The organism is Ruegeria sp. AF8, from assembly GCF_056541825.1.
This window is the reverse complement of record NZ_JBQFYW010000012.1, coordinates 17417-40506: the sequence shown is the minus strand read 5'-3', so window position 1 is coordinate 40506 and position 23090 is coordinate 17417. Positions and strand designations below refer to the sequence as shown.

Annotated in this window: 22 protein-coding genes; 7 read left to right on the top strand and 15 right to left on the bottom strand. The window is 59.3% G+C overall.

From position 1 onward, the window contains the following. The first annotated feature begins 6 nt into the window (after positions 1 to 6). From ubiA to ACR0AO_RS17355, 3 genes are all read left to right on the top strand, one after another. The gene (gene ubiA, locus ACR0AO_RS17365) at positions 7 to 969 is read left to right on the top strand and encodes a 4-hydroxybenzoate octaprenyltransferase (RefSeq protein WP_480606134.1); all 963 of its coding nucleotides are present in this window, start codon (positions 7 to 9) and stop codon (positions 967 to 969) included. 66 nt (positions 970 to 1035) lie between these two features. After that, positions 1036 to 2964 (top strand): OmpA family protein, encoded by a 1929-nt coding sequence (locus tag ACR0AO_RS17360; RefSeq protein ID WP_480606131.1) that lies wholly within the window; start codon positions 1036 to 1038, stop codon positions 2962 to 2964. 1 nt (position 2965) lies between these two features. Further along, positions 2966 to 3280, top strand: a complete 315-nt coding sequence (locus ACR0AO_RS17355; protein ID WP_480606128.1) for a hypothetical protein — start codon at positions 2966 to 2968, stop codon at positions 3278 to 3280. A 49-nt stretch (positions 3281 to 3329) separates the two neighbouring features. On the opposite strand, the gene ACR0AO_RS17350 is transcribed toward ACR0AO_RS17355, so the two are convergent. The 3 genes from ACR0AO_RS17350 to pgsA are packed head-to-tail and all read right to left on the bottom strand — an operon-like array spanning position 3330 to position 4714. Then, complete coding sequence (locus tag ACR0AO_RS17350) at positions 3330 to 3791, bottom strand: molybdenum cofactor biosynthesis protein MoaE (RefSeq protein WP_480606126.1); 462 nt, start codon at positions 3789 to 3791, stop codon at positions 3330 to 3332. A 5-nt stretch (positions 3792 to 3796) separates the two neighbouring features. Beyond that, complete coding sequence (moaD, locus tag ACR0AO_RS17345; protein ID WP_480606123.1) at positions 3797 to 4042, bottom strand: molybdopterin converting factor subunit 1; 246 nt, start codon at positions 4040 to 4042, stop codon at positions 3797 to 3799. A gap of 3 nt (positions 4043 to 4045) precedes the next feature. Beyond that, positions 4046 to 4714 carry a CDP-diacylglycerol--glycerol-3-phosphate 3-phosphatidyltransferase gene (gene pgsA / locus ACR0AO_RS17340; protein ID WP_480606121.1) on the bottom strand — a complete coding sequence of 223 codons (669 nt, stop codon included), beginning with the start codon at positions 4712 to 4714 and terminating at the stop codon, positions 4046 to 4048. Positions 4715 to 5242: 528 nt separating this feature from the next. Here pgsA and ACR0AO_RS17335 point away from each other — a divergent pair. Next, positions 5243 to 5389, top strand: coding sequence for a hypothetical protein (locus ACR0AO_RS17335; RefSeq protein ID WP_480606118.1), 147 nt, complete (start codon positions 5243 to 5245; stop codon positions 5387 to 5389). A 46-nt stretch (positions 5390 to 5435) separates the two neighbouring features. On the opposite strand, the gene uvrC is transcribed toward ACR0AO_RS17335, so the two are convergent. The 12 genes from uvrC to ACR0AO_RS17275 form a co-directional block, all read right to left on the bottom strand. Then, positions 5436 to 7310: an excinuclease ABC subunit UvrC gene (uvrC, locus tag ACR0AO_RS17330; protein WP_480606115.1), complete on the bottom strand. Its 1875-nt coding sequence runs from the start codon at positions 7308 to 7310 to the stop codon at positions 5436 to 5438. Positions 7311 to 7601: 291 nt separating this feature from the next. Next, entirely contained in the window at positions 7602 to 8381 is a 780-nt protein-coding gene (locus ACR0AO_RS17325; RefSeq protein WP_480606112.1) for an SDR family oxidoreductase, read from the bottom strand. 24 nt (positions 8382 to 8405) lie between these two features. After that, a complete protein-coding gene (locus ACR0AO_RS17320) occupies positions 8406 to 9368 on the bottom strand; it encodes a calcium/sodium antiporter (RefSeq protein ID WP_480606109.1) in 963 nt (320 codons plus the stop codon). Then, complete coding sequence (locus ACR0AO_RS17315) at positions 9365 to 9556, bottom strand: hypothetical protein (protein WP_480606106.1); 192 nt, start codon at positions 9554 to 9556, stop codon at positions 9365 to 9367. The genes ACR0AO_RS17320 and ACR0AO_RS17315 overlap by 4 nt, the downstream gene beginning before the upstream one ends. Next, positions 9537 to 10334, bottom strand: coding sequence for a S49 family peptidase (locus ACR0AO_RS17310; RefSeq protein ID WP_480606104.1), 798 nt, complete (start codon positions 10332 to 10334; stop codon positions 9537 to 9539). Before ACR0AO_RS17310 ends, ACR0AO_RS17315 begins: the two co-directional genes overlap by 20 nt. 116 nt (positions 10335 to 10450) lie before the next feature. Then, on the bottom strand, positions 10451 to 11212 hold the full coding sequence (locus ACR0AO_RS17305) for an ABC transporter permease (protein ID WP_480606101.1): 762 nt from the start codon (positions 11210 to 11212) through the stop codon (positions 10451 to 10453). Further along, positions 11209 to 12138 (bottom strand): ABC transporter ATP-binding protein, encoded by a 930-nt coding sequence (locus ACR0AO_RS17300; RefSeq protein WP_480606099.1) that lies wholly within the window; start codon positions 12136 to 12138, stop codon positions 11209 to 11211. The genes ACR0AO_RS17305 and ACR0AO_RS17300 overlap by 4 nt, the downstream gene beginning before the upstream one ends. 90 nt (positions 12139 to 12228) lie before the next feature. Then, a complete protein-coding gene (locus ACR0AO_RS17295; RefSeq protein WP_480606096.1) occupies positions 12229 to 12750 on the bottom strand; it encodes an SRPBCC family protein in 522 nt (173 codons plus the stop codon). Positions 12751 to 12989: 239 nt separating this feature from the next. Continuing rightward, positions 12990 to 15221, bottom strand: coding sequence for a CHASE2 domain-containing protein (locus ACR0AO_RS17290; RefSeq protein ID WP_480606093.1), 2232 nt, complete (start codon positions 15219 to 15221; stop codon positions 12990 to 12992). A gap of 27 nt (positions 15222 to 15248) precedes the next feature. After that, positions 15249 to 16613: a FecR family protein gene (locus ACR0AO_RS17285; protein ID WP_480606454.1), complete on the bottom strand. Its 1365-nt coding sequence runs from the start codon at positions 16611 to 16613 to the stop codon at positions 15249 to 15251. Positions 16614 to 16874: 261 nt separating this feature from the next. Then, positions 16875 to 17351, bottom strand: a complete 477-nt coding sequence (gene smpB, locus ACR0AO_RS17280; protein ID WP_480606091.1) for an SsrA-binding protein SmpB — start codon at positions 17349 to 17351, stop codon at positions 16875 to 16877. Positions 17352 to 17504: 153 nt separating this feature from the next. Beyond that, the gene (locus tag ACR0AO_RS17275) at positions 17505 to 18980 is read right to left on the bottom strand and encodes an NAD-dependent succinate-semialdehyde dehydrogenase (protein ID WP_480606088.1); all 1476 of its coding nucleotides are present in this window, start codon (positions 18978 to 18980) and stop codon (positions 17505 to 17507) included. Positions 18981 to 19241: 261 nt separating this feature from the next. On the opposite strand from ACR0AO_RS17275, the gene ACR0AO_RS17270 reads away from it, so the two are divergent. From ACR0AO_RS17270 to ACR0AO_RS17260, 3 genes are all read left to right on the top strand, one after another. Continuing rightward, on the top strand, positions 19242 to 20450 hold the full coding sequence (locus ACR0AO_RS17270) for a M24 family metallopeptidase (RefSeq protein WP_480606085.1): 1209 nt from the start codon (positions 19242 to 19244) through the stop codon (positions 20448 to 20450). A 247-nt stretch (positions 20451 to 20697) separates the two neighbouring features. Continuing rightward, a complete protein-coding gene (locus ACR0AO_RS17265) occupies positions 20698 to 21777 on the top strand; it encodes a hypothetical protein (protein WP_480606084.1) in 1080 nt (359 codons plus the stop codon). Positions 21778 to 21969: 192 nt separating this feature from the next. Then, on the top strand, positions 21970 to 23088 hold the full coding sequence (locus ACR0AO_RS17260) for a hypothetical protein (RefSeq protein ID WP_480606082.1): 1119 nt from the start codon (positions 21970 to 21972) through the stop codon (positions 23086 to 23088). The last annotated feature ends 2 nt before the right edge of the window (positions 23089 to 23090 follow it).

Here is a 23090-nt window from a genome sequence, read left to right as displayed (position 1 = left end):
CTACATATGCAAGGCAATCCCTCAACACCAGACGGTCAGGTCGCCGACGCGGTCACCGACAACTGGGTCGACACCCGCGCCCCGGCCTTTGCCCGCCCCTATCTGCGCCTGTCGCGGGCGGATCGGCCCATCGGAACATGGCTGTTACTGATCCCCTGCTGGTGGGGCCTGGCCCTCGCCGTCCTCGATGGCGGAGACCCGAGATGGTCGGACCTGTGGATCGCCATCGGCTGCGCCCTTGGCGCGTTCCTGATGCGCGGGGCGGGATGCACGTGGAACGACATCACCGACCGGGATTTCGACGGCAAAGTGGAACGCACAAGGTCACGCCCCATACCGTCGGGTCAGGTCACGGTCAAACAGGCCGTGATGTGGATGGTTGTTCAGTGCCTGCTGGCCCTGATGATTCTTCTGACGTTCAACATCGCGGCCATCGCAATGGGCGTGCTGTCGTTGTTGCCCGTTACCATCTATCCCTTTGCCAAACGCTTTACATGGTGGCCACAGGTGTTTCTTGGCCTGGCCTTCAACTGGGGCGCGCTGCTAGCCTGGGCGGCCCATAGCGGCACGGTGGGCTGGCCCGCCATCCTGCTCTACGCGGCCGGCATCGCCTGGACCCTGTTTTATGACACCATCTATGCACATCAGGACACCGAGGATGACGCGTTGATTGGCGTCAAGTCCACAGCGCGCCTGTTTGGCGCCGATACGGCAAGGTGGCTCAAGTATTTCCTGATTGCCACAGTCGGCCTGATGGGATTGGCGGTGATCGAAGCGGCACTGCCCGACGCGTCTATCATGGCGCTGGTCGTGGCGATTGCCGGGCCGTGGGCGATGGGCTGGCACATGGCCTGGCAGTTGCGCGGCCTGGACATCGAGAACAACGCCAAATTGCTGCAACTGTTCCGCGCCAACCGCGACACCGGCCTTATTCCGCTGATCTTCTTCGGCGTGGCCTTGCTGGTGTGATTGCACCTTTGGCCGGGCGGCTGTAAGACTCCGGGCTAAAAGCATGACGAGACCCCCGATCTGCAAATGCGAGTTCCCTTTTCCATCATTGTCGTACTGACCTTCGTGGTGGCGGCCGGGCTGTGCCTGATAGGGGCCAGTTTTGCCGTGACCGCTATCGAACAAAATTCCGAGGCGTCGATTCGGCGCGCGCTGGACCTCGAAGGCCATGACTGGGCCGAAGTTCAGGCCGACGGGTTGCGGGTCGTTCTGAGCGGAACCGCCGACGACGAAGCCGCCCGGTTCAATGCCCTGACCGTTGCCGGTGCCGTCGTCGACCCGTCGCGTGTCATCGACCAGCTGGAAATCGCGCCGACCGCCGATCTGGCGCCGCCAAGGTTTTCCACCGAGATCCTGCGCAACGACAGCGGGATATCAATCATCGGCCTGATCCCAGCAACCCAGGACCGAAATCAACTCATTGCCTCGCTTCAGGCCCTGGATCGGCAGGCGCGCGTATCGGATCTGATGGAATCGGCAGACTATCCCAAGCCAAAGGGGTGGGACGATGCGATCGCCTATGCCATTTCGGCGCTGTCCCGGCTTCCGCGCACCAAGATTTCGGCAAGTGCCGGACTGGTCAAGATTACCGCGACTGCGGACAGCCCCGAGGAAAAGGTGCGTCTGGAACAGGAGCTTACAAGGGCGGCGCCGCCAAGCTTACGCATCGGGCTTTCGATTTCCGCCCCGCGCCCGGTCATCACGCCGTTCACCCTCAGGTATCTGATCGATGAGACCGGCGGGCGTTTTGACGCCTGTTCCGCACAGGACGAAGCTGCAAAGGATCGCATCATTGCCGCCGCGCACCGCGCGGGATTGAGCGGAAAGGCGAACTGCGTCATCGGTTTGGGCGTGCCCTCTCCGCGCTGGGCCAGCGCAGCGGAACTCAGCATCAGCGCGCTGGCCGAGCTTGGGCGCGGCAGCGTCACGATCGCGGATGCCGATATCACCCTGTTTGCGCAACAGGGCACGGATCAGGCGGAATTCGACCGGGTCGTGGGAGAGCTGGAGAACAACCTGCCCGATGTGTTCGCACTGCATGCGGTCTTGCCGGAACCAGAGCTCAAGGCGGTTGCCGGACCGCCGGAATTCACCGCGACACGCAGCCCCGAAGGGCTGGTGCAACTGCGCGGACGGCTGAGCGACGAATTGCTGCGTGACTTGGTCGACAGCTATGCCCGGGCGGCATTCGGATCTGACGCCGTGCACATGGCGACCCGGATCGCGCCCGATCTGCCCGCCGACTGGCCCATCCGGGTACTCGCCGGACTCGACGCCCTGTCGCACCTGCACAATGGCGCGCTTTCGGTAACACCGGAGACGGTTTCGGTCAGGGGCATGAGTTATGACGAAGACGCCAATGCCGAAATTGCCCGGCTACTGTCCGACAAACTGGGAGAGGCCAAGGATTTCAAGCTGGAAATTACCCATGAGTCCCGACCTGAACCCAGCGATGCCCCGCCAGACCCCGATGTCTGCGAGGCCGATATCGCAGAAATCCAGCAAGGCCGCAAAATCGCGTTTGAACCCGGCTCCGCCACGGTGGCGGCGGATTCGCGAGAAACGGTCAACCGAATTGCCGATATATTGCGGGAATGCGGCCCGGTCCGGATGGAAATCCAGGGCCATACCGACAGCCAGGGCCGAGAAGAGATGAACCAACAGCTCAGCCAGGCACGGGCGCAGTCCATCCTGAACGAGTTGCGCGCCCGCCGGGTTCCAACGTCCAGCTTTGCCGCGGTGGGTTATGGCGAAAGCCAGCCCATCGGGGACAATGGAACCGAAGAGGGCCGTGAGGAAAACCGGCGGATCGAATTCCGCCTTATTCGCCCCGAACCGGTGGAGGAGCGCCAGACCGCCCTTGAAGCCGCGGAACAGGCAAAAGAACAGCCTGCCGAAGATACAGCCGGCGAACAGCCGGAAGCCACGCCGCAAGGGCAGACAGAGGATCAGTGACATGAACAGAATCGAATTCATCATCGCCACCGCGATCATCCTGTTCGTGGCTTTTTCGATGGGCTGGTTCACCAACTGGCTGGTCCATCGGCTGTCCCGGGTGCGTCAAAGCGACGTGGCCGATCTGGACCGGATGAGTCAGGAATTGCACGAAGCCGAAGAAACCCGCGATCAGGCGATTACCTATCTGCAGCAGCGCGAGGCCGAACTGACCAACCAACTGACCCAGGCAGAAGCAGAACTGTCGGCAGCGATGGACGGGTTGCGCGCGGCGCGGCAAGAGGCCGAGGAACTGCGCGGGCAACTGAGCCACTGACGTTCCGTTTAGGGTTCCGGCGGGTTCGCTGAATCCGCGTTTTCTGAGTTCAGCCGTCGCGTTCGTGCGACCAGCGGTTCAGCGCGTCCTCGTCTTCGTCCCTGGCCGCTACCCAACCGGCAGCTCCGGCCGAGATCTCCTTTTTCCAGAAGGGTGCGCGGGACTTCAGATAGTCCATCAGATACTCGGCGGCCTCGAAAGCATCCTTGCGATGGCGGGCCGCTGTGGCAACCATCATGATACGGTCGCCGGCCGCAAGGCGGCCATAGCGGTGGATGACCAGGACATCGCCCAGGGACCAGCGTTCCTGTGCCTGTTGCGCAATCTTCAACAGCGCTTTTTCGGTCATGCCAGGGTAGTGTTCGATCTCCATTACATCCAGGTCGCCTTGCGCCAGATCACGCACCACACCGGTAAAGGTCACAATGGCGCCATTTGCAGTTCCACTGGCCGCGAATGCATTCGCTTCGCGCCCCAAATCAAATGGTTCTTCCTGCACGGCGATGCGCATGTGGTTCAGCCTCCGGTCATCGGGGGGAAGAAAGCAACCTCCCTTACACCTGACAAAGAAGCGTCGAAATCCGAAAGTTCCTGATCAAGGGCGACCCGCAGGGCGGAAAGATCAGCAAAGGCCGCCTCGTACCGCGCCTCGCGCGACCGCAACTCTTCAACCAGTTCAGAAACGGTCGCAGCGGCGGTTTCGACCTTTTCTTTCGGCAAACCGATGCGTTCGCGAACCCAGGCGAAATAGAGAATGTCCATCCCTTATGTATCCTTCAGATGCGGCATAGCTTTACGTAGGTAATCATAGCCGGTGATCAATGTCAGACCCGCCGCAATCCACAACAGCCAAAGTCCGACACGCCCGGCCCAGACCATGCCGTGAAATTTCCAGCGCAGGCCCTGAATATCCTCGACCTGACCCGTCAAAATTTGCGAGACCAGCTCCTGATCCATTCCGAATGACGACATCACCAGATAGTGTTCGAAGATTCCCTGGCTGAACAGAACCGCAATCGCGATCATCTGTGCCGTGGTTTTCCACTTGGCCAACTTGGTCACCTTGAGCGTGCCGGCGGTGTCGCCCAGATATTCGCGCAGGCCCGACACGAAAACTTCGCGAAACAGGATCACGGTGGCGGGCAAGACCAGCCACGGCGTCCAGTGTTCAGTCGAATAGCCCACGATGATCATCAGCGCGATCACCACCATCGCCTTGTCGGCAATGGGGTCCAGCATCGCGCCCATTTTGGTTTCCTGTTTCCACGCCCGCGCCAGATAGCCGTCGAACCAGTCCGTGACCGCCGCTGATACGAACAGAAGCAAAGCGAACCAATCCGCATATGGGCGGGTGAAATACAGAAACATGACGGCAAGACCCGGCGCGGCAAGCAGGCGCAGGATGGTCAGAATATTGGGCAGGTTCCACTTCATGAAGCGGACATTATATCGCCACCTCGGGACAGGAAAGCGACCGAAACAGGATAAATTCACTTGATCGCAAATTTCTCGTCAAAAAACGCCCGGGCTTTGATTGTGTGAGCGGCTTTCGGATCATGCAGAACGCTGCCAAATCCACCCTGCACTCTTTTTGCCATCATGTATGAAACAACCTCAAAAGCGGATCAGCAAACAAAAAGTAGGCCATTTGTGCTATGATTTTAGGTTTCACAAATGCTCGGCACAGAGTTCCTTTCGGAAGTGGGGAGAAAATTGGACAAAATACCCAGGGAATGGATTGATTTAGTAGGTTGGAGTCACGTGCCCGACACGACTGTTTTGATTTTGAGTTCAACCAAGTTGGTGACGAAAATCCAGAGCCGGTAGGCGACTTCGTCGCGGACACACAAACAACGATGATGATTGCCCAGCTTCTGCCTGCTCTGCAGAACGGCGGCCGACGACGACCTCCTAAGGGTGGCATTTGAATAAGGAGATAGCAGCGACGACCCGGTTCCGCTGATGTACTGGGAGTTCGAGAATGTCGTTGTCACGCGCCTTGATGTCGATGGCACTGAAGTGGTTGTCGAGTTTGACCTTGCGGACCTCAGCCTGCATGAAATGCAGGAGGCGATCGCAGACGCATTCGAATTCCTGTATGATCTGTGATGTCCTTTCTTTGCACGAATGAAGGAATGTTGCACATGGATGCGGATCAACCTTTGTCGTGAAAGAAATCATAGACCTTTTGCGCCAACCCAGCCGAGATACCGTCAACTGCCTTCAGGTCAGCCAGATTGGCACGGCTGACAGCCTTGGCGCTACCGAAATGAGTCAGCAGGGCTCGCTTGCGCGCCGCGCCCACACCGGGGATTTCGTCCAGCGGGGTCGCACCTACGGCCTTGGCTCGCTTGGCCCGGTGGGTGCCGATGGCGAAACGGTGCGCCTCGTCCCGCAGGCGCTGGATGAAATACAACACCGGGTCGTTACGTTTCAACGCGAAAGGCCGCTGACCGATGCGGTGGAATTCTTCCTTGCCGTGATCCCGGTCGACCCCTTTGGCAACGCCAACCATCGGGATATCCTCGACCCCGTGCTGGGACATGATCTCATGCACCGCGCTGACCTGCCCCGCACCGCCGTCAATCAGCAGCAAATCCGGCCACAGCCCCCTGTCACGATCCGGATCTTCCTTTTGCAGCCGGGTGAAGCGGCGGGTCAGGACTTCTTTCATCATGCCGAAATCGTCGCCCGGGGTCAGATCATCACCGCGAATGTTGAACTTGCGATAGGCGTTCTTCATGAAGCCTTCGGGGCCGGCCACGATCATTCCGCCCACCGCGTTGGTACCTTGAATGTGCGAATTGTCGTAGACCTCGATTCGGTCCGGCGGGCCGTCCAGATCGAACGCCTCGGCCACGCCACGCAACAGTTTGGCCTGGGTGGCGCTTTCCGACATGCGCCGGGCAAGCGACTCGCGCGCGTTACGCAGGGCACCGGCGACCAGTTCCTGTTTCTCGCCCCGCTGGGGCACCAGGATTTCCACCTTGCGGCCGGCCTTGTCTGACAATGCCTCCTGCATCAGATCGGCGTTTTCGATGGCATCCGACAGGATCAGTTGCCGAGGCGGCTCCTTGTTGTCGTAGAACTGACCCAGGAATGCCTCCATCACCTCGGCTGCCGACACATCCGGCCCCACACGAGGATAGAAATCGCGGTTGCCCCAGTTCTGGTTGGCCCGAATGAAGAAGACCTGCACACAGGCTTGTCCGCTGTCCATATAGAGGCCGATCACATCCGCCTCGGTTACACTGCGCGGGTTGATACCCTGACTAGTCTGCACCTGTGTCAACGCCCGGATGCGGTCGCGCAGACTGGCGGCGCGTTCGAACTCCATGGCCTCGGACGCTGTCATCATCTGTTCGGCCAGTTCCTCCTGCACCTTGGTCGAACGGCCCGACAGGAAGCGTTCCGCATCCTTGACGCTTTCGCTGTAATCGCCCTCCGAGATCAGCCCGACGCAGGGTCCGGAACAGCGCTTGATCTGATAAAGCAGGCAAGGCCGCGTGCGGCTGTCGAACATCGAATCCGAGCAGTTGCGCAACAAAAACGCCTTTTGCAGCTGGTTCAGCGTGCGGTTCACCGCGCCCGCACTGGCGAAAGGGCCGAAATAGGTACCCTTTTCTTTTTTCGCCCCGCGATGTTTCTTGATTTGCGGAAAGGCGTGATCTTTGGCGACCAAAATGTTCGGAAAGCTTTTGTCGTCCCGCAGCAGAACATTGTATTTCGGCTTGAGCTGCTTGATCAGGTTCTGTTCCAGCAGCAGCGCCTCGGTCTCGGTCCTTGTGGTCAGGAACATCATCGAGGCGGTCGCGGCGATCATCCGTTCAATTCGTCCGGAATGGCCGGGGCGGGTATAGTTCGATACCCGCGCCCGCAGGTTGCGCGCTTTGCCGACATACAGCACCCGGCTGTCGGCATCGAGCATCCGGTAGACGCCGGGCGAGCTGTCAAGCGTCTTAATATACCCTTGAATGCAGGTGTACCCGGTTTGTCCGGCGGCAGGGCTTTGGATTCTGTCGTGCGTCATGGCACTCAACTATGATTCTCTGACCTTGGCTGCAATCTTGAAGCGCCGATTTCAAGAGAAAACAAATCCACGATTTCTGTGGATAACTGTGCCGATAACTTTCGGGACGCCACGAATTCTCCTTATCTGAAAGAGTTTTCCTTGAGTTGCACAAAAATTAGGCGAATAGATAACTCATTGAAATTTATAGTTATTCTTTTTAGAATCTGACAAGTATATGAAAAACAAGACATTTTTGTAACGCATTGGTAACGCAATTGCGAGCAGTGCAAAACTTGCAGCAGAAACCCGTTATTCCAGCCCCAGAACATCTGGCGTACGCCATCCCAGATGCTGCCCGCCATCCACGCAAAGCAACTGGCCCGTGACCGCTGGTGCATCCAGAAAATACCCGAGCGCAGCGGTGATATCAGCGGGATGCGCGCCCCGCTCCAGTAGGGTGTTGGCACGCTGGGCGGCAAAATGCGCTTCGCTTTGCCGGTGCCCCTGCAAGGTCGGCCCAGGCCCGATTGCGTTTACACGAATGGCCGGGGTCAGGGCCTGCGCGGCGGTGCGGGTCAGGGCCCACAGCCCCATCTTGGCAATCGTGTAGGTCATGAATTCGGGCGTCAGCTTGCGCACCCGCATATCCACCATGTTGACGATGAGGCCGGAGGCCACGGGCTCTCCGAATTGATCCGTTTCGGCCGTCAACCCCTGCTCGGCCATCGCTTGGGTCAGGACGAACGGCGCGCGCAGGTTGCTCTCCATGTGGCGGTCCCAGCTTTGCCGGGTGGCCGTGTGAATGTTGTCGTATTCGAAGATGGATGCGTTGTTGACGAGGCAGGTAATCGGCCCGCCCAGCGCCTCGACGGCGCGGGGCAGCAGTTCCATTGTTTGCGTCTCGTCCAACAGGTCGGCCTGCAAGCTTGTGGCATTGCGTCCTTTTGCCAAGATCGCCCGCGCGGTGCCCTGTGCATCTTCTTCCGAGCGCGCGAAGTGAACCGCGACATCAAACCCCCGATCCGCAAGATACAGGGCCATGGCCCGGCCCAAGCGCAATCCGGCACCGGTCACAAGAGCTCGGGTCATGCAGGTCTCCCAAATGCTGAAATGTCAGGTCAGTACGGCAATCACATAAATCCCGTAGAGCCCGGTCAAGGCAAGCCCCCACAAACGGGTGATATTCTGCTGCAGGAAGACGAAGGGTATCAGCAACAGGGATGCCGCCAGCATGACCCACAGATCGAATTCCAGAAACTCAGGGTCCACCTCGATGTTTCCGAACAGGGTGGCGATGCCGACGATAGCAAGCAGGTTGAACATGTTCGAACCGATCACGTTGCCCAGCGCCACGTCGGCCTGACGCCTGAGCGCCGCCATAACCGTCGTGGCCAGTTCCGGCAGCGAGGTGCCCACGGCCACCAGTGTCAAGCCGATGACGGTCTCGCTGACGCCATAGGTTCGGGCGATGATCGCCGCATTTTCCACCAGCAGATGCGCCCCCATCGGCAAACCGATCAGCCCGAGAACAAGGTAAACAGCGATCCGCCAATACGGCATGTCCGGATCGGCCTCTTCCAGCGCGTCCAGATCATCGGCGTCGGCGCAGCCCCCATTGCAGCTGTTGCGATGTGCATGCGCCTGCCGAAAGGCATTGAACAATACCAGGGTCAGGCCGCTCAGCAGGATCGCTCCGCTGGCCAGCGTGAAAGTGCCGCAAAACGCCAGGGCGATGAACAAAACGGATGCGATCAGCATGAACACATAGTTCCGCCGCGTGTTACATTCGCTTGTGTGGAGGGTAGCAAGCATCGCCGGAATGCCAAGAACCAGCAGGATATTGGCCGTGTTCGAGCCGACAACATTGCCCAACGCGATACCGGGCGCGTTTTCCTGCACTGCCTTGATCGCGATCAGAAGCTCCGGAGCGGAGGTTCCAAACGCCACGATCGTCAGACTGACGATCAGCGCCGGCACCCCGATGCGAAGGCTGAGATTGACCGCCCCGCGCACCAGCGCATCCCCGGCCAGCAGCAGGATCAGCAGCCCCAGTGCGGACAATACCCATGCGGTCATGTCCGCCCCCCCTTTTCACAGGCACAAGGCCCCCTGCCGATCCGGAAACGCCCACACCGCTTACATCTGGCGGAATTCAGGCGTTTCTGGCCCGGAAACCGAAGTTTTCCGAACATCGCCAGAACGGCCATGCCGACGAGGAAAAGGGTAACGGCTTTGATAATCACGTCACAGCCCGAAACGCGCATAGGCCGCGCGCTCCTCTATGCCTGCAACGGCGTCCTGTACCAACTGAGTCCCGAACCGCGTCCAGATCGGACGGCGGACACCATAGCGGCGGAACTTTACCTTTTCGCCAAAGCGTTCCTGCATCTTGGGTTTCAGATGGCTGATCCCGTCGATCAAACCCAGCTCGGCCGCCCGCCTGGCAAGCCAGACCTCACCGGTAAACAAGTCCTCGTCCTGGCGCAGTTTGGCGCCGCGGCGGGTTTGAACATGCGAAATGAAGTTCGCATGGATATCTTCGAGGAGAACTTTGAGCCGTTGGACATCCTCTTCCTTCTCCGGCGCAAACGGGTCGAGCATGGATTTGGACTTGCCAGCGGTGTGAACACGCCGCTCGATTCCCTGATGCGCAAGAAAGACATGCGCGCCGAAGCCAGCGGAAATAACGCCGATGGAACCCAGAACCGAGCTGTCATCCGCCCATATCTCATCGGCCGCAGCGGCCAGCCAATATCCGCCCGAGGCCGCGACATCCTCGACGAAGGCGAAGACCGGGACTTTCAGTTCTTCGGACAGGCGCCGGATGCGGGCACCGATCAGCGAGCTTTGCACCGGCGATCCGCCCGGCGAATTGATTTCAAGCGCGACGGCGGCGGGCCGGCCCTTGCGAAACGCTTTTTCTAGGACGGGCGCCAACGTAGCGTCATTCAACGATGTACGACCGGCCATTCCGATGGCACCGGACAAACGGACCACGGCCACGACGGGTGGTTTTTTCAGAAACGGCAGGCGAAAGTTCATGGATGCCGATGTAGAGTGCGGCCAAGCCGTAAACAAGACGCCCGGCATGACAGAATCGGGGCCGGAACAAAATTCACACTGCCAACGGGCAAAAATGCAACGCCTGCCGCGCGGGGTCAGCTGCGTATGCGCCAGCCTGTTCTGAAGATCCACCAGATGATCCCGAGGCAAATGCCGGTAAAGGCGACAATAGCCAGCAGGCTGAATCCGATGGGAACATCGGCGAGCCCATAGAAAGACCACCTGAAGCCCGAAATCAGATAGACTACCGGATTGAACAGGGTGATCGTTTGCCAGACCGGTGGCAGCATGGAAATCGAATAGAAGGTGCCGCCGAGAAAGATCAGCGGTGTCACCACAAGTTGCGGGATCAGCGACATCTGCTCGAAATTGCTGGCCCAGATGCCCACGATGAACCCCAGCAGCGCGAAGCTGAGGCATGACAGGATCAGAAACGCGGCCATGGCGACGGGATGCTCGATCCGGATATCGACAAAAAAGGTCGACGTCGCAAGGATCACCAGCCCGACGAACAACGCCTTGGTCGCCGCCGCACCGACATAGCCGATAACGATTTCCAGAAAATTCACCGGCGCGGACAGAAGCTCGTAAATCGTGCCGAGGAATTTGGGAAAGTAAATCCCGAACGACGCGTTCGAAATCGACAGCATGACCACGGAAAGCATGATCAGGCCAGGCACGATGAACGCGCCATAGGATACGCCCTCGACCTCCTGAATGCGGCTTCCGATCGCCGTGCCGAACACCACGAAGTAGAGCGATGTGGAAATCACCGGCGACAGGAAGCTTTGCGCCAGCGTACGAAAAAAGCGGGACATCTCGAAACGATAGATCGCTGCGATTGCGGCCCAGTTCATTGCATCCCCTCCGACACCAGGTTGACAAAAATCTCTTCCAGACTGGATTGCCGGGTCTGTACGTCACGCAAAACCAGGCCCGCCTGTGCAACATCGTTCAAAAGCGTGGTGATCCCGGTCCGTTCGGCATGGACATCATAGGTATAAACCAGTGTCTCTCCATTCCCACTCAGAGACAGGTTGTGATGAGAAAGACATTCGGGCACCGCCGTGATCGGTTGGGTCAGCATCACCTCGATCTGCTTCTTTCCCATCTGGGCCATCAGGGTGTCCTTTTGCTGCACCAGCAGCAACTCGCCCTTGTTGATGACGCCCACCCGATCGGCGATGGCCTCGGCCTCTTCTATATAGTGCGTGGTCAGGATGATGGTGACGCCGCTTTCCTTCAACTCGGCCACAATGTCCCACATATCCTTGCGCAGTTCCACATCCACGCCTGCCGTGGGTTCGTCCAGAAACAGAATGCGCGGTTCATGCGCCAACGCCTTGGCAATCAGCACCCGCCGTTTCATGCCCCCGGACAATTCCTTGATGGCGTTATTGCGTTTGTCCCACAAGGAAAGCTTGCGCAGGATCTCTTCGATCTTGGCATTGTCCATGCGATGCCCGAACAACCCGCGCGAGAACCGGACCGTATTCCAGACCTTTTCGAACGGTTCCAGCGCAATCTCCTGCGGGACCAGGCCGATCATCCGGCGCGCGGCCCGGAAATCGCCCAGAATGTCATACCCCCCGACCGTCACGGTCCCCGAAGTCGGCGTGGTGATGCCACAGACCGTAGAGATCAGCGTGGTTTTGCCTGCTCCATTGGGTCCGAGAAGAGCAAGAATCTCGCCCTCTTCGATATCAAGCGAGACACCCTTGAGCGCCTCGAAACCGCCAGCGTAAGACTTGCGCAGATTCTTGATGGATAAAATGGTCGGCATGCTTGTTCCCTGTTCTGACGGCGACCCTATCGCGAGCCGATGGTGCAGAACAGGCCATATGCGCACACAAGCATGCGCAATCTCGCAAAATCAGGACGAACTGGCCAGCCTGCCAAGCCAGCCTTTCTTTTTGGCAGTCTCTTCGGTGTCTTCCGACGCCGGCTCGACTGGGCCTTCGAGATGGGCCTGAAGATTCTCGAAGAACTGATCGGCCATCTTTTTGGCGAATCCATCGATCAGGCGGCTGCCTAGCTGGGCAAGTTTTCCGCCAACTTTCGCGTCCACTTCATAGGACAGCACGGTTCCACCACCTTCGGCGGGGGCGAATGTCACCGCCGCCTCGCCCTTGGCGAATCCGGCGGCGCCGCCCTTGCCTTCGCCGGTGATGGTCAGGCGTTCATTTTCGACCAGATCGGACATGGTGACGGTCCCCTTGAAGGTCGCCTTTACCGGTCCGACTTTTTGAACGACCGTCGCCTCATACCCGTCTTGCGGGTTTCCTGCCACTTCCTGCGCCCCCGACACACATATCTTGAGAACCTCGGAATCCAGAAGCGCCGTATAGACGACCGCTGGTGTGGCCTGTATCTCTCGGGTGCCGCTCATGTGCATGGCCTTGTCTCCTCCGCTGTCGCATCTGTCATTGGTCGAAACCTTGCGCCAGAAGACAGGCGCAAGCAACCGGAACGCGGTTAAATTAACCAGGGGCTGCCCAGTGCCCCGTGATGACGGTGCCCGGGGGCAGAATACGCCATTCAACCGGCCGGTGTCGCGCCTCTGGAACAGGTCGGCAGGTCGCACGTCAGAGTGTCTATTCAGGCCGAAGCCAAAACCCGATATCGGTAGCGGGCTCATTCACCGGCCATTCGCGAACGCTCGAAATGCCTGAAAGCGATGTCCCGAACAGCTGCATTCGGTACGAAATCCTGAACCCGTTCCGGTATCTCTGCGTAGAAGGCCACCAATCCGGTCTCGATCCCGGCCGCCAGTTCCGCGCATCGGGTCAAAGCCGCCTCCATGTCCCCGGCATGTCCTTGTTCACGCATGACTGCCAACAGTTTCGAATGGGCCGAGGCCAGATTTGCGAAGCCCGGCGAATTCAGGACATGCTGTTCACCTACAACAATGTAGATCGGCTCGGGCTCCGACTTTCCCCTCAGTTGAACCGCGCCCGCGTCCAACATGGCAAGCTTGCCCTTCGCCGCCTCGTATACCGACTTCGAAACAACGATATCATAGCTGACATGGCGGCAGACGACCTCCAGCCGCGAGGCCACGTTCACCACGTCGCCAATCACCGTGTAGTTGAACCTTTCCCGCGATCCGATATTGCCAACACAGGCCCGGCCCGTGGCACAACCGGTCGCCAGCGCGACCGCCTCCTGCCCCTTCATCCCTGCAGAGGCATTGAATTCGGCCATTGCCTGCCGCATTGCCAATGCGGCACATGCGGCACGCACCGGATGGTCGCCGACCGGCAAGGGCGCATTCCAGAATGCCATGATGGCGTCGCCGATGAATTTGTCGATCGTGCCTTTTTCCTCAAGAATTCGGTCGCCAAGCCTGGAAAACAACGCATTCAGCAACGTGACGAGATCGGATGCGGGCAGCTTTTCCGACAGGAGCGTGAAACCGCGAAGATCCGAGAACATGACGGTAATGTCCTGCGTCTCACCGCCAAGTTTCAACCCCTGCCCCCTGCTTTCCATCTCATCCAGAATTTCCGGCGCGACATAGTGCGAGAATGTCCGCCGTATCGTACGCTTGTCACGCTCGGTCACGATAAACTGATACCCCGCCAGCAACCCGAAATTCGCCATCCCGCCAATCAGTGGAAAGGTCACATCCAGAAGGATAGAGTTTGAATGAAAGGCGACCCAGCTCATGGCGACGACCGACGCGGCCGCAATCCCGCCCGCGACAAAGGACAACACGGCCCCGGCCCCGGACATGACACTGGTAACGATCAGCCCCAAAGCAATAAACGCAATCAGTTCCAGCGCCGCGGTTGTATCGGTACGGCGCAGTATCTCGCCAAGCAGAACCTGCTCGATGATCTGGGCATGGATCGACACACCGGGAACCGACTCTCCCAGCGCGGTTTCCCGAATGTCCAGCAGACCCGCCGCCGAGGTGCCCACCAACACGATCCGCCCCTGTATCTCGCTCAGCAATGCGGGGTCGAAACCGGTTTTCAGCACATCTCTGGCGGAAACGTACAGCCGGGGATCATCGTGCCTGTAGCGCACCCAAATTTCGCCGTTTTCCGTTGTCGGCACCTGAAAACCGCCAAAATCCAGCGACAGCATGACACCGGCTTCGTCCTGCGCCCCCTCGGCAAATATGTTGGCCGCACCGGTGGCGACCCGCAAAACTTCGACATTCAGACTGGGCAACACACCGGTCGGTCCCGACCACAGGAGCGGCACGGTACGAACCACGCCAAGCCCTCCGATGGGCGATACATTGACCCCGCCGATGCCCAAAGCGACCTCTCCCAACGGCGGTGCAAGCGGAGTCCAGCCTGGTACCCGAACCAGTCCCGAGGTGGGGCGTTCGCCAATCTCGACGATGCCGGTACGGGGTACGACATCGGCACCGTCGCTTTCCAGCCGGGCCGCCACCCCCAAAACCACCGGCCAATTGGCAATGGTGTTCGCAAAACGGATATCGTTATCGAGGTGAGCTGCCGCCACATCATCGCGCAACATGCCGGCAAAAACCGGATCTTCGGACAGCCGCGCGGGGGAATATCGGTCTGACTCGGCAAACAGCATGTCAAACCCGATTGCCGCCGCCCCGTAGTCGCCAAGCTTTTGCACAAGTTCCGCCAGCTTTGTGCGCGGCCACGGCCAATGGCCGAGTTCTGACAGAGAGGCTTCGTCGATATCGACCACGCGCACCGGCAGATCGGGGTTGAACTCGCGAGGGGACAACCGTTGCAGATAGTCGAAATAGATCATTCGCGCGGCCTGCAACGGATAAGGGTCCGACACTCGCAACAGGCAGCCCAGAATGATCAGCAGCAGCCCCAAACCCCGAAATGTCCAACTGCGCTGTTTGTTTCCCCTCAGCCAGCCCATGTCACGCAGCTTTCGGATCGGGAGACATCAGCCTTTTCCGCCTTTCTCGCCCGAATGTCCGTTTCCGCCGCGTCCGTGGCCGGAACCCACACCCGCGCCGCCGCGGCTTCCGGCTTTGCCCCGGCCCGCGCTTTTTCCGGGTGATCCCCCGACACCCACGCCCTTACCGGAAGAGGCGCCTCTGTTGCCTGCTCCCGGAGCCGAGGCGGAATTGCCGCGCCCGGCGCTTTGGCCGGGTGATCCGCTGTTGCCAGTACCCTTGTCATGTCCGGCATTTGCCGAAGAGGCTCCTCCGCCCTTACTGCCGCCCGAGGCCGACGCCGCACTCCCATGCCCTGCACTCTGGCCCGGACCCTTGCCACCGGAACTTCCGGAGCCAGGCCCGCGCCCACCACGGCTGACGACACCCTGTCCTTTCCCGGTTCCGGTGCCGTGCTGACCTTCGCTCACCGCATTTCCCCGGCCCTGGCTGTTACCTCCGGCCACCCCGCTTTGGCCCGGGAAGCCAAGCTGACTTGGCGGCTCGGGTTGCGGCGGCGCAGGCGGTTCGGATTGCGGGGGCCTTGGCGGCTCGGCTTGTGGCGGCGTCGTCGGTTCGGGTTGCGGCGGCATTGGCGGCTCGGGAACCGGAGGGGATGGAGGTTGAGCGGTCACAGGCGTAACGATCTCAATACCCGGCGGATCAGCCGTGATCGGCGTGTCCGGCACGGGTATGGCGCGAATTGGCCGTGTTCCTGCCCCTGCCGGCACGACCGCAAAACTACCGCAACCGCCGACTTCGGCCCGAAAGGCCGGATCTAGTTGAGTTTGTGACAGAATAAACGGAAATCCTGCGTTCAATGCGCGAACCGCCTGTTGGTTGTCGATCGGGCGCCCGACGCCACCACCAGGCGTCGTGGCAACCATCGAACATTGCCCCCGAACGAACGCGCACCGGTTGCGCAGCCCGCACATCCGAACGGTGCCCTCAAGGATCACCATCGTGCTCTGCTGCTCGCCCAGAACCCAGACATCGAAGATCGTGCCGCGAACGCCCATTGTCGCGGTCGGCGTCGTGACCGAATAGACCGACTTCCGGCTGTTGCCCGATATGAAGCGAAAGCTTCCCCCCAACGCCTTGACCGCAAAATCCCGGGCGGTCTGGTTGCCGCGCATCATCGAAACATCCAGCGCCATGCGCGTATTGGGGCCGACGGCGATCTTGGTCTCGTCTGTGAATACGATTTGGACGATCCCGCTGCCATCGGTTGTGATGATGTCCCCGTTCTCAATATCCATCCCGGCCCGCAACGCGCGCGTCGCCCCGCCCGAGGTCACTCTGGCCCCTTGTTTGACGTCGAGCACTTTGCCGATCGCGGCAATCGCCTGATTGGCTGTGAGCGAAACAAACACAAACAAGGCAAAAGCTATTACAAAACGCAAACAGGCCAAACCGACACCCCCCAAGAGGCACAAAACACGCGCCCGAACCTCGGGCAGTACAGACCCGAACCGGGTCTGCTGTCGCCTGTATCAACTTTGTTTTGCCACTAAATTGACGCGATTATGCCGCATTGTGGACACATTTTGCAAGCTTTGGACCGTTCCGGGTCGAGTTGCCTGCATGCCTCGGCGGCCATGAATGGTGGATTGATCGACAATTCCGGACAGCGATCAGCTGTGATCCTTCATCAGCCGCTGCTTTTGCCGCGACCAGTCGCGCTTGGCCTGCGTTTCGCGTTTGTCATGCAGCTTTTTGCCCTTGGCGATGCCGATTTTAATCTTCGCCCGCCCCTTGTGGTTGAAGTAAAGCACCAGTGGAACCAGAGTCATGCCCTTGCGCTGTGTGGCGTTCCATAAATCCGACATCTGCTTGCGGGACACCAGCAACTTGCGCCGCCGCCGCTCTTCGTGCTTAAAAACCTTGGCCTGCTCGTAGGGCGGGATATAGGAGTTGACCAGCCACAATTCGCCCTCCTCCACCGCCGCGTAACTGTCAGCGATGTTTGATCCGCCCGCGCGCAATGCCTTGACTTCTGACCCCACCAGAACAATGCCGCACTCGATATCGTCCTCGATCGCGTAGTCAAAGCGCGCACGCCGGTTCTCGGCGATAGTTTTATAGTTCGGGTCTGCTTTCGGTTTGGCCATGACGCGATGATTTAGGAGTCTTGCGCCCCCCATGCAAGTCGTTTGACCGCAAAAATTGCGGCTGCAAAACACAGCCCTGGGCGCGGCAATCACAAATGTGGCCAAATGAAAAAGCCCGCCGGCCGGCGGGCTTTGTTGTCAATGTTGATCGGTTCACACCGACATGCAGACATATTTCATTTCAAGGTAGTCCTCGATGCCGTGATGGCTGCCCTCGCGGCCAAGCCCGGATTGCTTGATCCCCCCAAAGGGTGCGACTTCGGTCGAGATGATACCGGTGTTGACCCCGACGATCCCATACTCCAGCGCCTCGGCCACCTTGTAGACCCGGCTCAGGTCCTTGGCATAGAAATACGCGGCCAGCCCGAAAATCGTGTCATTGGCCATGGCGATCACATCGTCCACATCCTCGAATTTGAACAGCGGCGCCAGCGGGCCGAAAGTTTCCTCCTGCGCGACTTTCATATCCTGCGTCACGCCCGTCACGATGGTGGGTTGAAAAAAGGTGCCACCCAGATCATGCGGCAGACCACCTGTCAGGATCGATCCGCCATGCGCGGTGACATCCGTGATATGTTCCTTCACCTTTTCGACCGCGTCGACATTGATCAGCGGGCCTGTCGTGATGCCTTCGGCCAGACCATCACCAACCTTCAAGGCATCGACCGCCACCTTCAGCTTGGCGGCAAAGGCGTCATAGACACCCGCCTGCACATAAATCCGGTTGGCGCAGACGCAGGTCTGGCCATTGTTGCGGAACTTGCACAGCATTGCGCCTTCGACGGCCGCGTCAAGGTCGGCATCGTCGAAAACGATGAAGGGTGCGTTTCCGCCCAGTTCCATCGAGCACTTCATCACCTGTTCCGACGCCTGACGCAACAGGATGCGCCCCACCTCGGTCGAACCGGTAAAAGTAAGCTTGCGGATGCCCGGATTTTCACAGAACTCCTTGCCGATATCGCTGGCGCGCGACGAGGGAACCACGCTGAACACGCCAGCCGGTATACCTGCCTGCTCCGCCAACACCGCCAGAACCAGAGCCGAAAGCGGCGTTTCCGCTGCGGGACGCGCGACAAAGGCACACCCCGCGGCCAGCGCCGGACCGGCCTTGCGGGTAATCATGGCATTCGGAAAGTTCCATGGGGTGATCGACGCGGCTACACCAATCGGCTGCTTGAGCACCATAATCCGCTTGTCGCGCTGGTGCCCCGGAATGGTCTCGCCATAGATTCGCTTGGCCTCTTCGCCAAAGAACTCGATGAAAGACGCGCCATAGCCAATCTCGCCGATGGCCTCGGCCAGCGGTTTGCCCTGTTCGGCGGTCAGAATCTTGCCGAGGTCTTCGACATTTTCCATCATCAATTCGTACCAGCGGCGCAAAATAGCAGCACGTTCCTTGCCGGAATATTGCGCCCACTCCTTCTGCGCTGCCTCAGCTTGCGCGATTGCGCCCGCAACCTGGGCGCGGCTGAGATCAGCCACCTCGGCCACCACATCGCCGCGCGCGGGGTTCGTAACGGCAAATGTTCCGTGATCGCCATCGACCCACTGGCCGCCGATATAGGCCTTGGTCGCCAGCAGTTCCGGCTTGTTCAGGAGCGATTTGAGATCGGTTGTTGCGTCCAGCATGGGTCAGCCTCCGGCAATAAGATGTTTCGGGCACACAATCAGGTGGCGTGGTTCTTGTCTACGTCCACTTGGCCTGATGAATCAATCCAGATTTGATCAAATTTTAAATTAACATGTTAACTTTGAAAAGTCTTTGTTGATCGACTCACCATGATGGTACAGATTGCGCCCGGGCCCCGGGCGATGGCGTCGCCTCATGCCGATATGCATGCGCTCACTTTTCTGTCCTGAACGCCGGGACCTTCTGTCATGGAGGGTCTTATGACCGCACGTCCGGAATTCTACCGCTATCACAACGGCCAACAGGCCAAGCTGCAATTCGAAGACGCCGAATATGAAGCGCGTCTGAAGGGGCTGCGCGCCCGTATGGCCGACCTGGGAGTTTCGGCCGCCGTTTTCACCTCGATGCACAACATCGCCTACTACTCGGGCTTTCTGTATTGCGCCTTTGGCCGCCCATATGGCCTGGTCGTTACTGAAACCGAATCCGTCACGATCAGCGCCGGTATCGACGCGGGCCAGCCTTGGCGGCGGTGTTATGGCGACAACATCACCTATACCGACTGGCAGCGCGACAACTACTGGCGCGCAATCCTTTCGGTAACGGGCGAAGGCCAGGTGGTCGGCTATGAGAGCGACCATCTGAGCCTGCTGCAACGGGACAAGCTGGAAAACTTCCTGAAACCCGCGGCGATGGTGGACATGCTTGAAACCACCATGCGGCAGCGGATGATGAAATCATCCGCCGAAATCGTGATGATCCGGCATGGGGCACAAGTGGCGGACGTGGGCGGCTATGCCATTCGCGACGCGGTCAAGGCCGGCGTGCGCGAGATCGACGTCGCGATGGCGGGCCGCGATGCGATGGAACTGGAAATCGCCCAGCGTTTCCCGGATGCCGAATATCGCGACACCTGGGTCTGGTTTCAGTCCGGCATCAACACGGATGGCGCGCACAACCCGGTGACGGGCCGGGTGCTGCAGCGCGGCGATATCCTGTCGCTGAACACCTTCCCGATGATTTCGGGCTATTACACCGCCCTGGAACGGACCATGTTCGTGGAAGAAGTGGACGATGCCAGCCTGAAGATCTGGGAGGCCAACGTCGCCGCCCATGAATATGGTATGAGCCTGCTGCAACCCGGCGCAAACTGTGCCGAGATCACGCATAAGATCAACGATTTCTTTGCTGAACGCGATCTGCTGCAATACCGTACTTTTGGCTATGGCCATTCCTTCGGCGTGTTGTCGCATTACTACGGTCGCGAGGCGGGGCTGGAACTGCGTGAGGATATCGATACGGTGCTGGAACCGGGCATGGTGATCTCGATGGAGCCGATGCTGACGATCGCCGACGGACAACCAGGTGCGGGCGGATATCGCGAACATGACATTCTGGTCATCACCGAAGACGGCAACGAAAATATCACCGGCTATCCCTATGGGCCGGAGTTCAACGTCGTCGGCTGAGGCTGAATGGCCCAGAGGGGCCGTACCTTCGACAACCGAATTTTTGAGAAGAAGGGCCGCCCGCATCGGGTGGCCCTTTGCGTCTGAATAGAGGGCGCAAAGCCTCTTATTTGTTGCAAATCTCTATATCCCTTTTCTTTTCCCCATAGGTTTGCCAGAGTTCGCCTGAAAATCGCAAAGGAGGGGATGTAAATTCACTTAACATTCCCTATCTATACTACTTGAAAAAGAAAAATGAGAGGGCGAAATGTCGAACCAGCAATTCGAAGCGTTGATTGAAGAGACTCAAGCCAAGGTGCGCGAGTCGCAGTCGCAGATCGAAGGGCTGACATCCCGGATCGAGGCCGCGCGTGCCAAGATCGGCACCGCCGAGGCGGATATCGACATCGAAAATGCCACGCTAGAAGATGTGCACGCCCATACCGAGGTGATGAATGCCAATATCGCCGAGCTGATCATGGGGCTGGACGACGTCACCAATGCGTTTTCCAAGGATTTCGACGAGATGCGCTCGAAATCCGGGTGGGAGACGTTTGTCGGCATCTTTTCCAAAGGCAAATCCGAATCGATGCGGCAGGAGCGGATGCGAACCGCCAATATTGACGACAAACTGCAGGATCTGATCGCCAAATCCGACGTCATCGTAAAGCTGCTTGAGGGTCAGCTGTCGGTGCTGGAAGAACAGCGCGTGAAGGTTGAGGACAACCTGACTGGCACCTTGGATGACCGTGAGGCGACCGTGGCCGAACTGGAAGCGCTGCGCACCGAGATTCAGGGCATGGACCCGACGATTATCACACTGGAAAACAAGATCAGCGTCGAACAGGACGCCACCGCGCGCACCCAGCTGGAAACCGAACTGGCCGAGCTGAACAAGCAATACAACGCCAAGATTCAGGAAGAGCAGGTCAAGCTGGCTAAAAGCCAAACGCTGGAGCGCTATATCGAAAAGGGCAAGACCTGGGTCGATTCACTGCAGAACCAGGCGGCGACGCAGATGGTGCTGATCAACAAGCTGCAGACAGACACGCAACAGCGCGTGGTGCTGTATGACGCCCTGACCAAATCGCTGAAAACCGCGCAGCAGCAGGACGTGGCCCACCGCATCAACGAGATCGGCGTGCAGACGGACCAAGAGGCACAAACCGCCATGGCCGCTATCGGCACCGCGACCAACCAGAAGATGGCCGACATGCTAGAGGCGCATGAGGACCACATGGTCTTTGCCCGCGACGTGCTGGAGAAGAAGGCCAAGGCGGACGAACGCTTTGCCCGCCGCTTCGCGGAGATCGTCGAGAAGCATGATAAGAATTTGTATGGGGGTTGAGGTTGGAACTTCTGGAATTGCTTACTTTTCTAGTGGCTCCAGATAACTGGTTTTGGTGGGTCGTTCTCGGCGGTTTCTGGCTCGTGTTCTCAGTGATGTACGCAGTTCTAGGGGGGCCGTTTGGATGGATTGCCATTTGCATTGTAGTCGCTAGCCTGGCTCATTCTGCTCACCGATTGTGGAACGAAACCGTTGACTGACCCCACCCAAGACCATGTCGGCCTGACCGACACTTTCGCCTCGCGCCGCTATTTCCGCAAATTCGAGGTGATCACCGTCCACCTCCTGCGCGTCGCCGCGACGATGGAGGCTGAGGGCGCGATCTCGAAACAAGAGGTGCGGATCGTGTCGCGCTACCTCTCGGGGCTGCTCTACACTTTCCGCGCGCTTTCCATGAAATACCTGCTGGTCGGGCGCGATACGGGCCGGTTCTTTGGCAGCCTCGCAATGGACAAGCGCGACAGCGGGTTTCCGGTGGCGGCCGAGTTGCTGACCATGGCCAATGACGCGCAGCAGGCGCAGGTGCATCTGGCGAATATGCCCTCGGAAGACGACCTGAAAACCGACATGGTTCGCACCATCATCGGTGACCGGGACATCCCGACCAAGTTGCAATTCGCGCTGTCCCAAAGGCTCTACTATCAGGAATTGCTGCGCGGTCAGCTGTTCTGGGTCCGCAACGATCCGGAATGTCACTGGATCGGGAATGAGGGCGAGCGGCGGAAATTCATGATCCACTGGGCGGTCTATGACAGCCAGATCAACCTGCCGGTCATCTACCTGATGCAGCTTGAAGACAGCGGCAAAACCGCCCTACCCAAGGACCAGCGCCGCTGGCCCGAGGTGCAGGCGCATCTGATGGCGCAGTCCTTGGGCGGGCTGAAACTGGTGACCATCGCCAAGGGCTTCGATCAGGATTTCAACGACCTGCACCCCAAACACCTGCGCCGCATCCATGTGGGGCCGATGTATTCTTCGGCCTATACCGAACAGTCCGGCCCCCTGCGGCAGGTGCTTGAGGACGCGCAGGCGCCCGAGGGTCAGGACTGGGCGCTGGCCTGGACCACCGAAGAGCTGGAGAGCGAAGAGGTGATCGAAGAGCGCGCGGGGTGGTTCTCGACAGTCGAACGCGAGGTGTTCGCGCTGGACCCGTTCGGCGGACAGGGGGCCGAGACCGGAGCAACGCGCACCCAGCGCTCGATCATCCTGCCCCAGCGCCCGTTTCAGGTGCTGGCCGAACGCAACCCGCCGGGCTTTGGCGATGTGCGCAAGTTCGTCGTCAGCAAGGCCGGGCAGGTGTTGAGATACTGAGT

Excerpts from the sequence above, each read along its gene's own strand:
- ACR0AO_RS17320 (WP_480606109.1), bottom strand. The coding sequence starts at position 9,368 with ATGACCGCATGGGTATTGTCCGCACTGGGGCTGCTGATCCTGCTGCTG.
- ACR0AO_RS17310 (WP_480606104.1), bottom strand. The coding sequence starts at position 10,334 with ATGAACTTTCGCCTGCCGTTTCTGAAAAAACCACCCGTCGTGGCCGTG.
- moaD (WP_480606123.1), bottom strand. The coding sequence starts at position 4,042 with ATGGACATTCTCTATTTCGCCTGGGTTCGCGAACGCATCGGTTTGCCG.
- ACR0AO_RS17270 (WP_480606085.1), top strand. The coding sequence starts at position 19,242 with ATGACCGCACGTCCGGAATTCTACCGCTATCACAACGGCCAACAGGCC.
- ACR0AO_RS17305 (WP_480606101.1), bottom strand. The coding sequence starts at position 11,212 with ATGAACTGGGCCGCAATCGCAGCGATCTATCGTTTCGAGATGTCCCGC.
- pgsA (WP_480606121.1), bottom strand. The coding sequence starts at position 4,714 with ATGAAGTGGAACCTGCCCAATATTCTGACCATCCTGCGCCTGCTTGCC.
- ACR0AO_RS17360 (WP_480606131.1), top strand. The coding sequence starts at position 1,036 with ATGCGAGTTCCCTTTTCCATCATTGTCGTACTGACCTTCGTGGTGGCG.
- smpB (WP_480606091.1), bottom strand. The coding sequence starts at position 17,351 with ATGGCCAAACCGAAAGCAGACCCGAACTATAAAACTATCGCCGAGAAC.
- ACR0AO_RS17335 (WP_480606118.1), top strand. The coding sequence starts at position 5,243 with ATGTACTGGGAGTTCGAGAATGTCGTTGTCACGCGCCTTGATGTCGAT.
- ACR0AO_RS17325 (WP_480606112.1), bottom strand. The coding sequence starts at position 8,381 with ATGACCCGAGCTCTTGTGACCGGTGCCGGATTGCGCTTGGGCCGGGCC.
- ACR0AO_RS17350 (WP_480606126.1), bottom strand. The coding sequence starts at position 3,791 with ATGCGCATCGCCGTGCAGGAAGAACCATTTGATTTGGGGCGCGAAGCG.
- ACR0AO_RS17315 (WP_480606106.1), bottom strand. The coding sequence starts at position 9,556 with ATGCGCGTTTCGGGCTGTGACGTGATTATCAAAGCCGTTACCCTTTTC.
- ACR0AO_RS17355 (WP_480606128.1), top strand. The coding sequence starts at position 2,966 with ATGAACAGAATCGAATTCATCATCGCCACCGCGATCATCCTGTTCGTG.
- ACR0AO_RS17275 (WP_480606088.1), bottom strand. The coding sequence starts at position 18,980 with ATGCTGGACGCAACAACCGATCTCAAATCGCTCCTGAACAAGCCGGAA.
- ACR0AO_RS17300 (WP_480606099.1), bottom strand. The coding sequence starts at position 12,138 with ATGCCGACCATTTTATCCATCAAGAATCTGCGCAAGTCTTACGCTGGC.
- ACR0AO_RS17265 (WP_480606084.1), top strand. The coding sequence starts at position 20,698 with ATGTCGAACCAGCAATTCGAAGCGTTGATTGAAGAGACTCAAGCCAAG.
- ACR0AO_RS17290 (WP_480606093.1), bottom strand. The coding sequence starts at position 15,221 with ATGGGCTGGCTGAGGGGAAACAAACAGCGCAGTTGGACATTTCGGGGT.
- uvrC (WP_480606115.1), bottom strand. The coding sequence starts at position 7,310 with ATGACGCACGACAGAATCCAAAGCCCTGCCGCCGGACAAACCGGGTAC.
- ACR0AO_RS17295 (WP_480606096.1), bottom strand. The coding sequence starts at position 12,750 with ATGCACATGAGCGGCACCCGAGAGATACAGGCCACACCAGCGGTCGTC.
- ubiA (WP_480606134.1), top strand. The coding sequence starts at position 7 with ATGCAAGGCAATCCCTCAACACCAGACGGTCAGGTCGCCGACGCGGTC.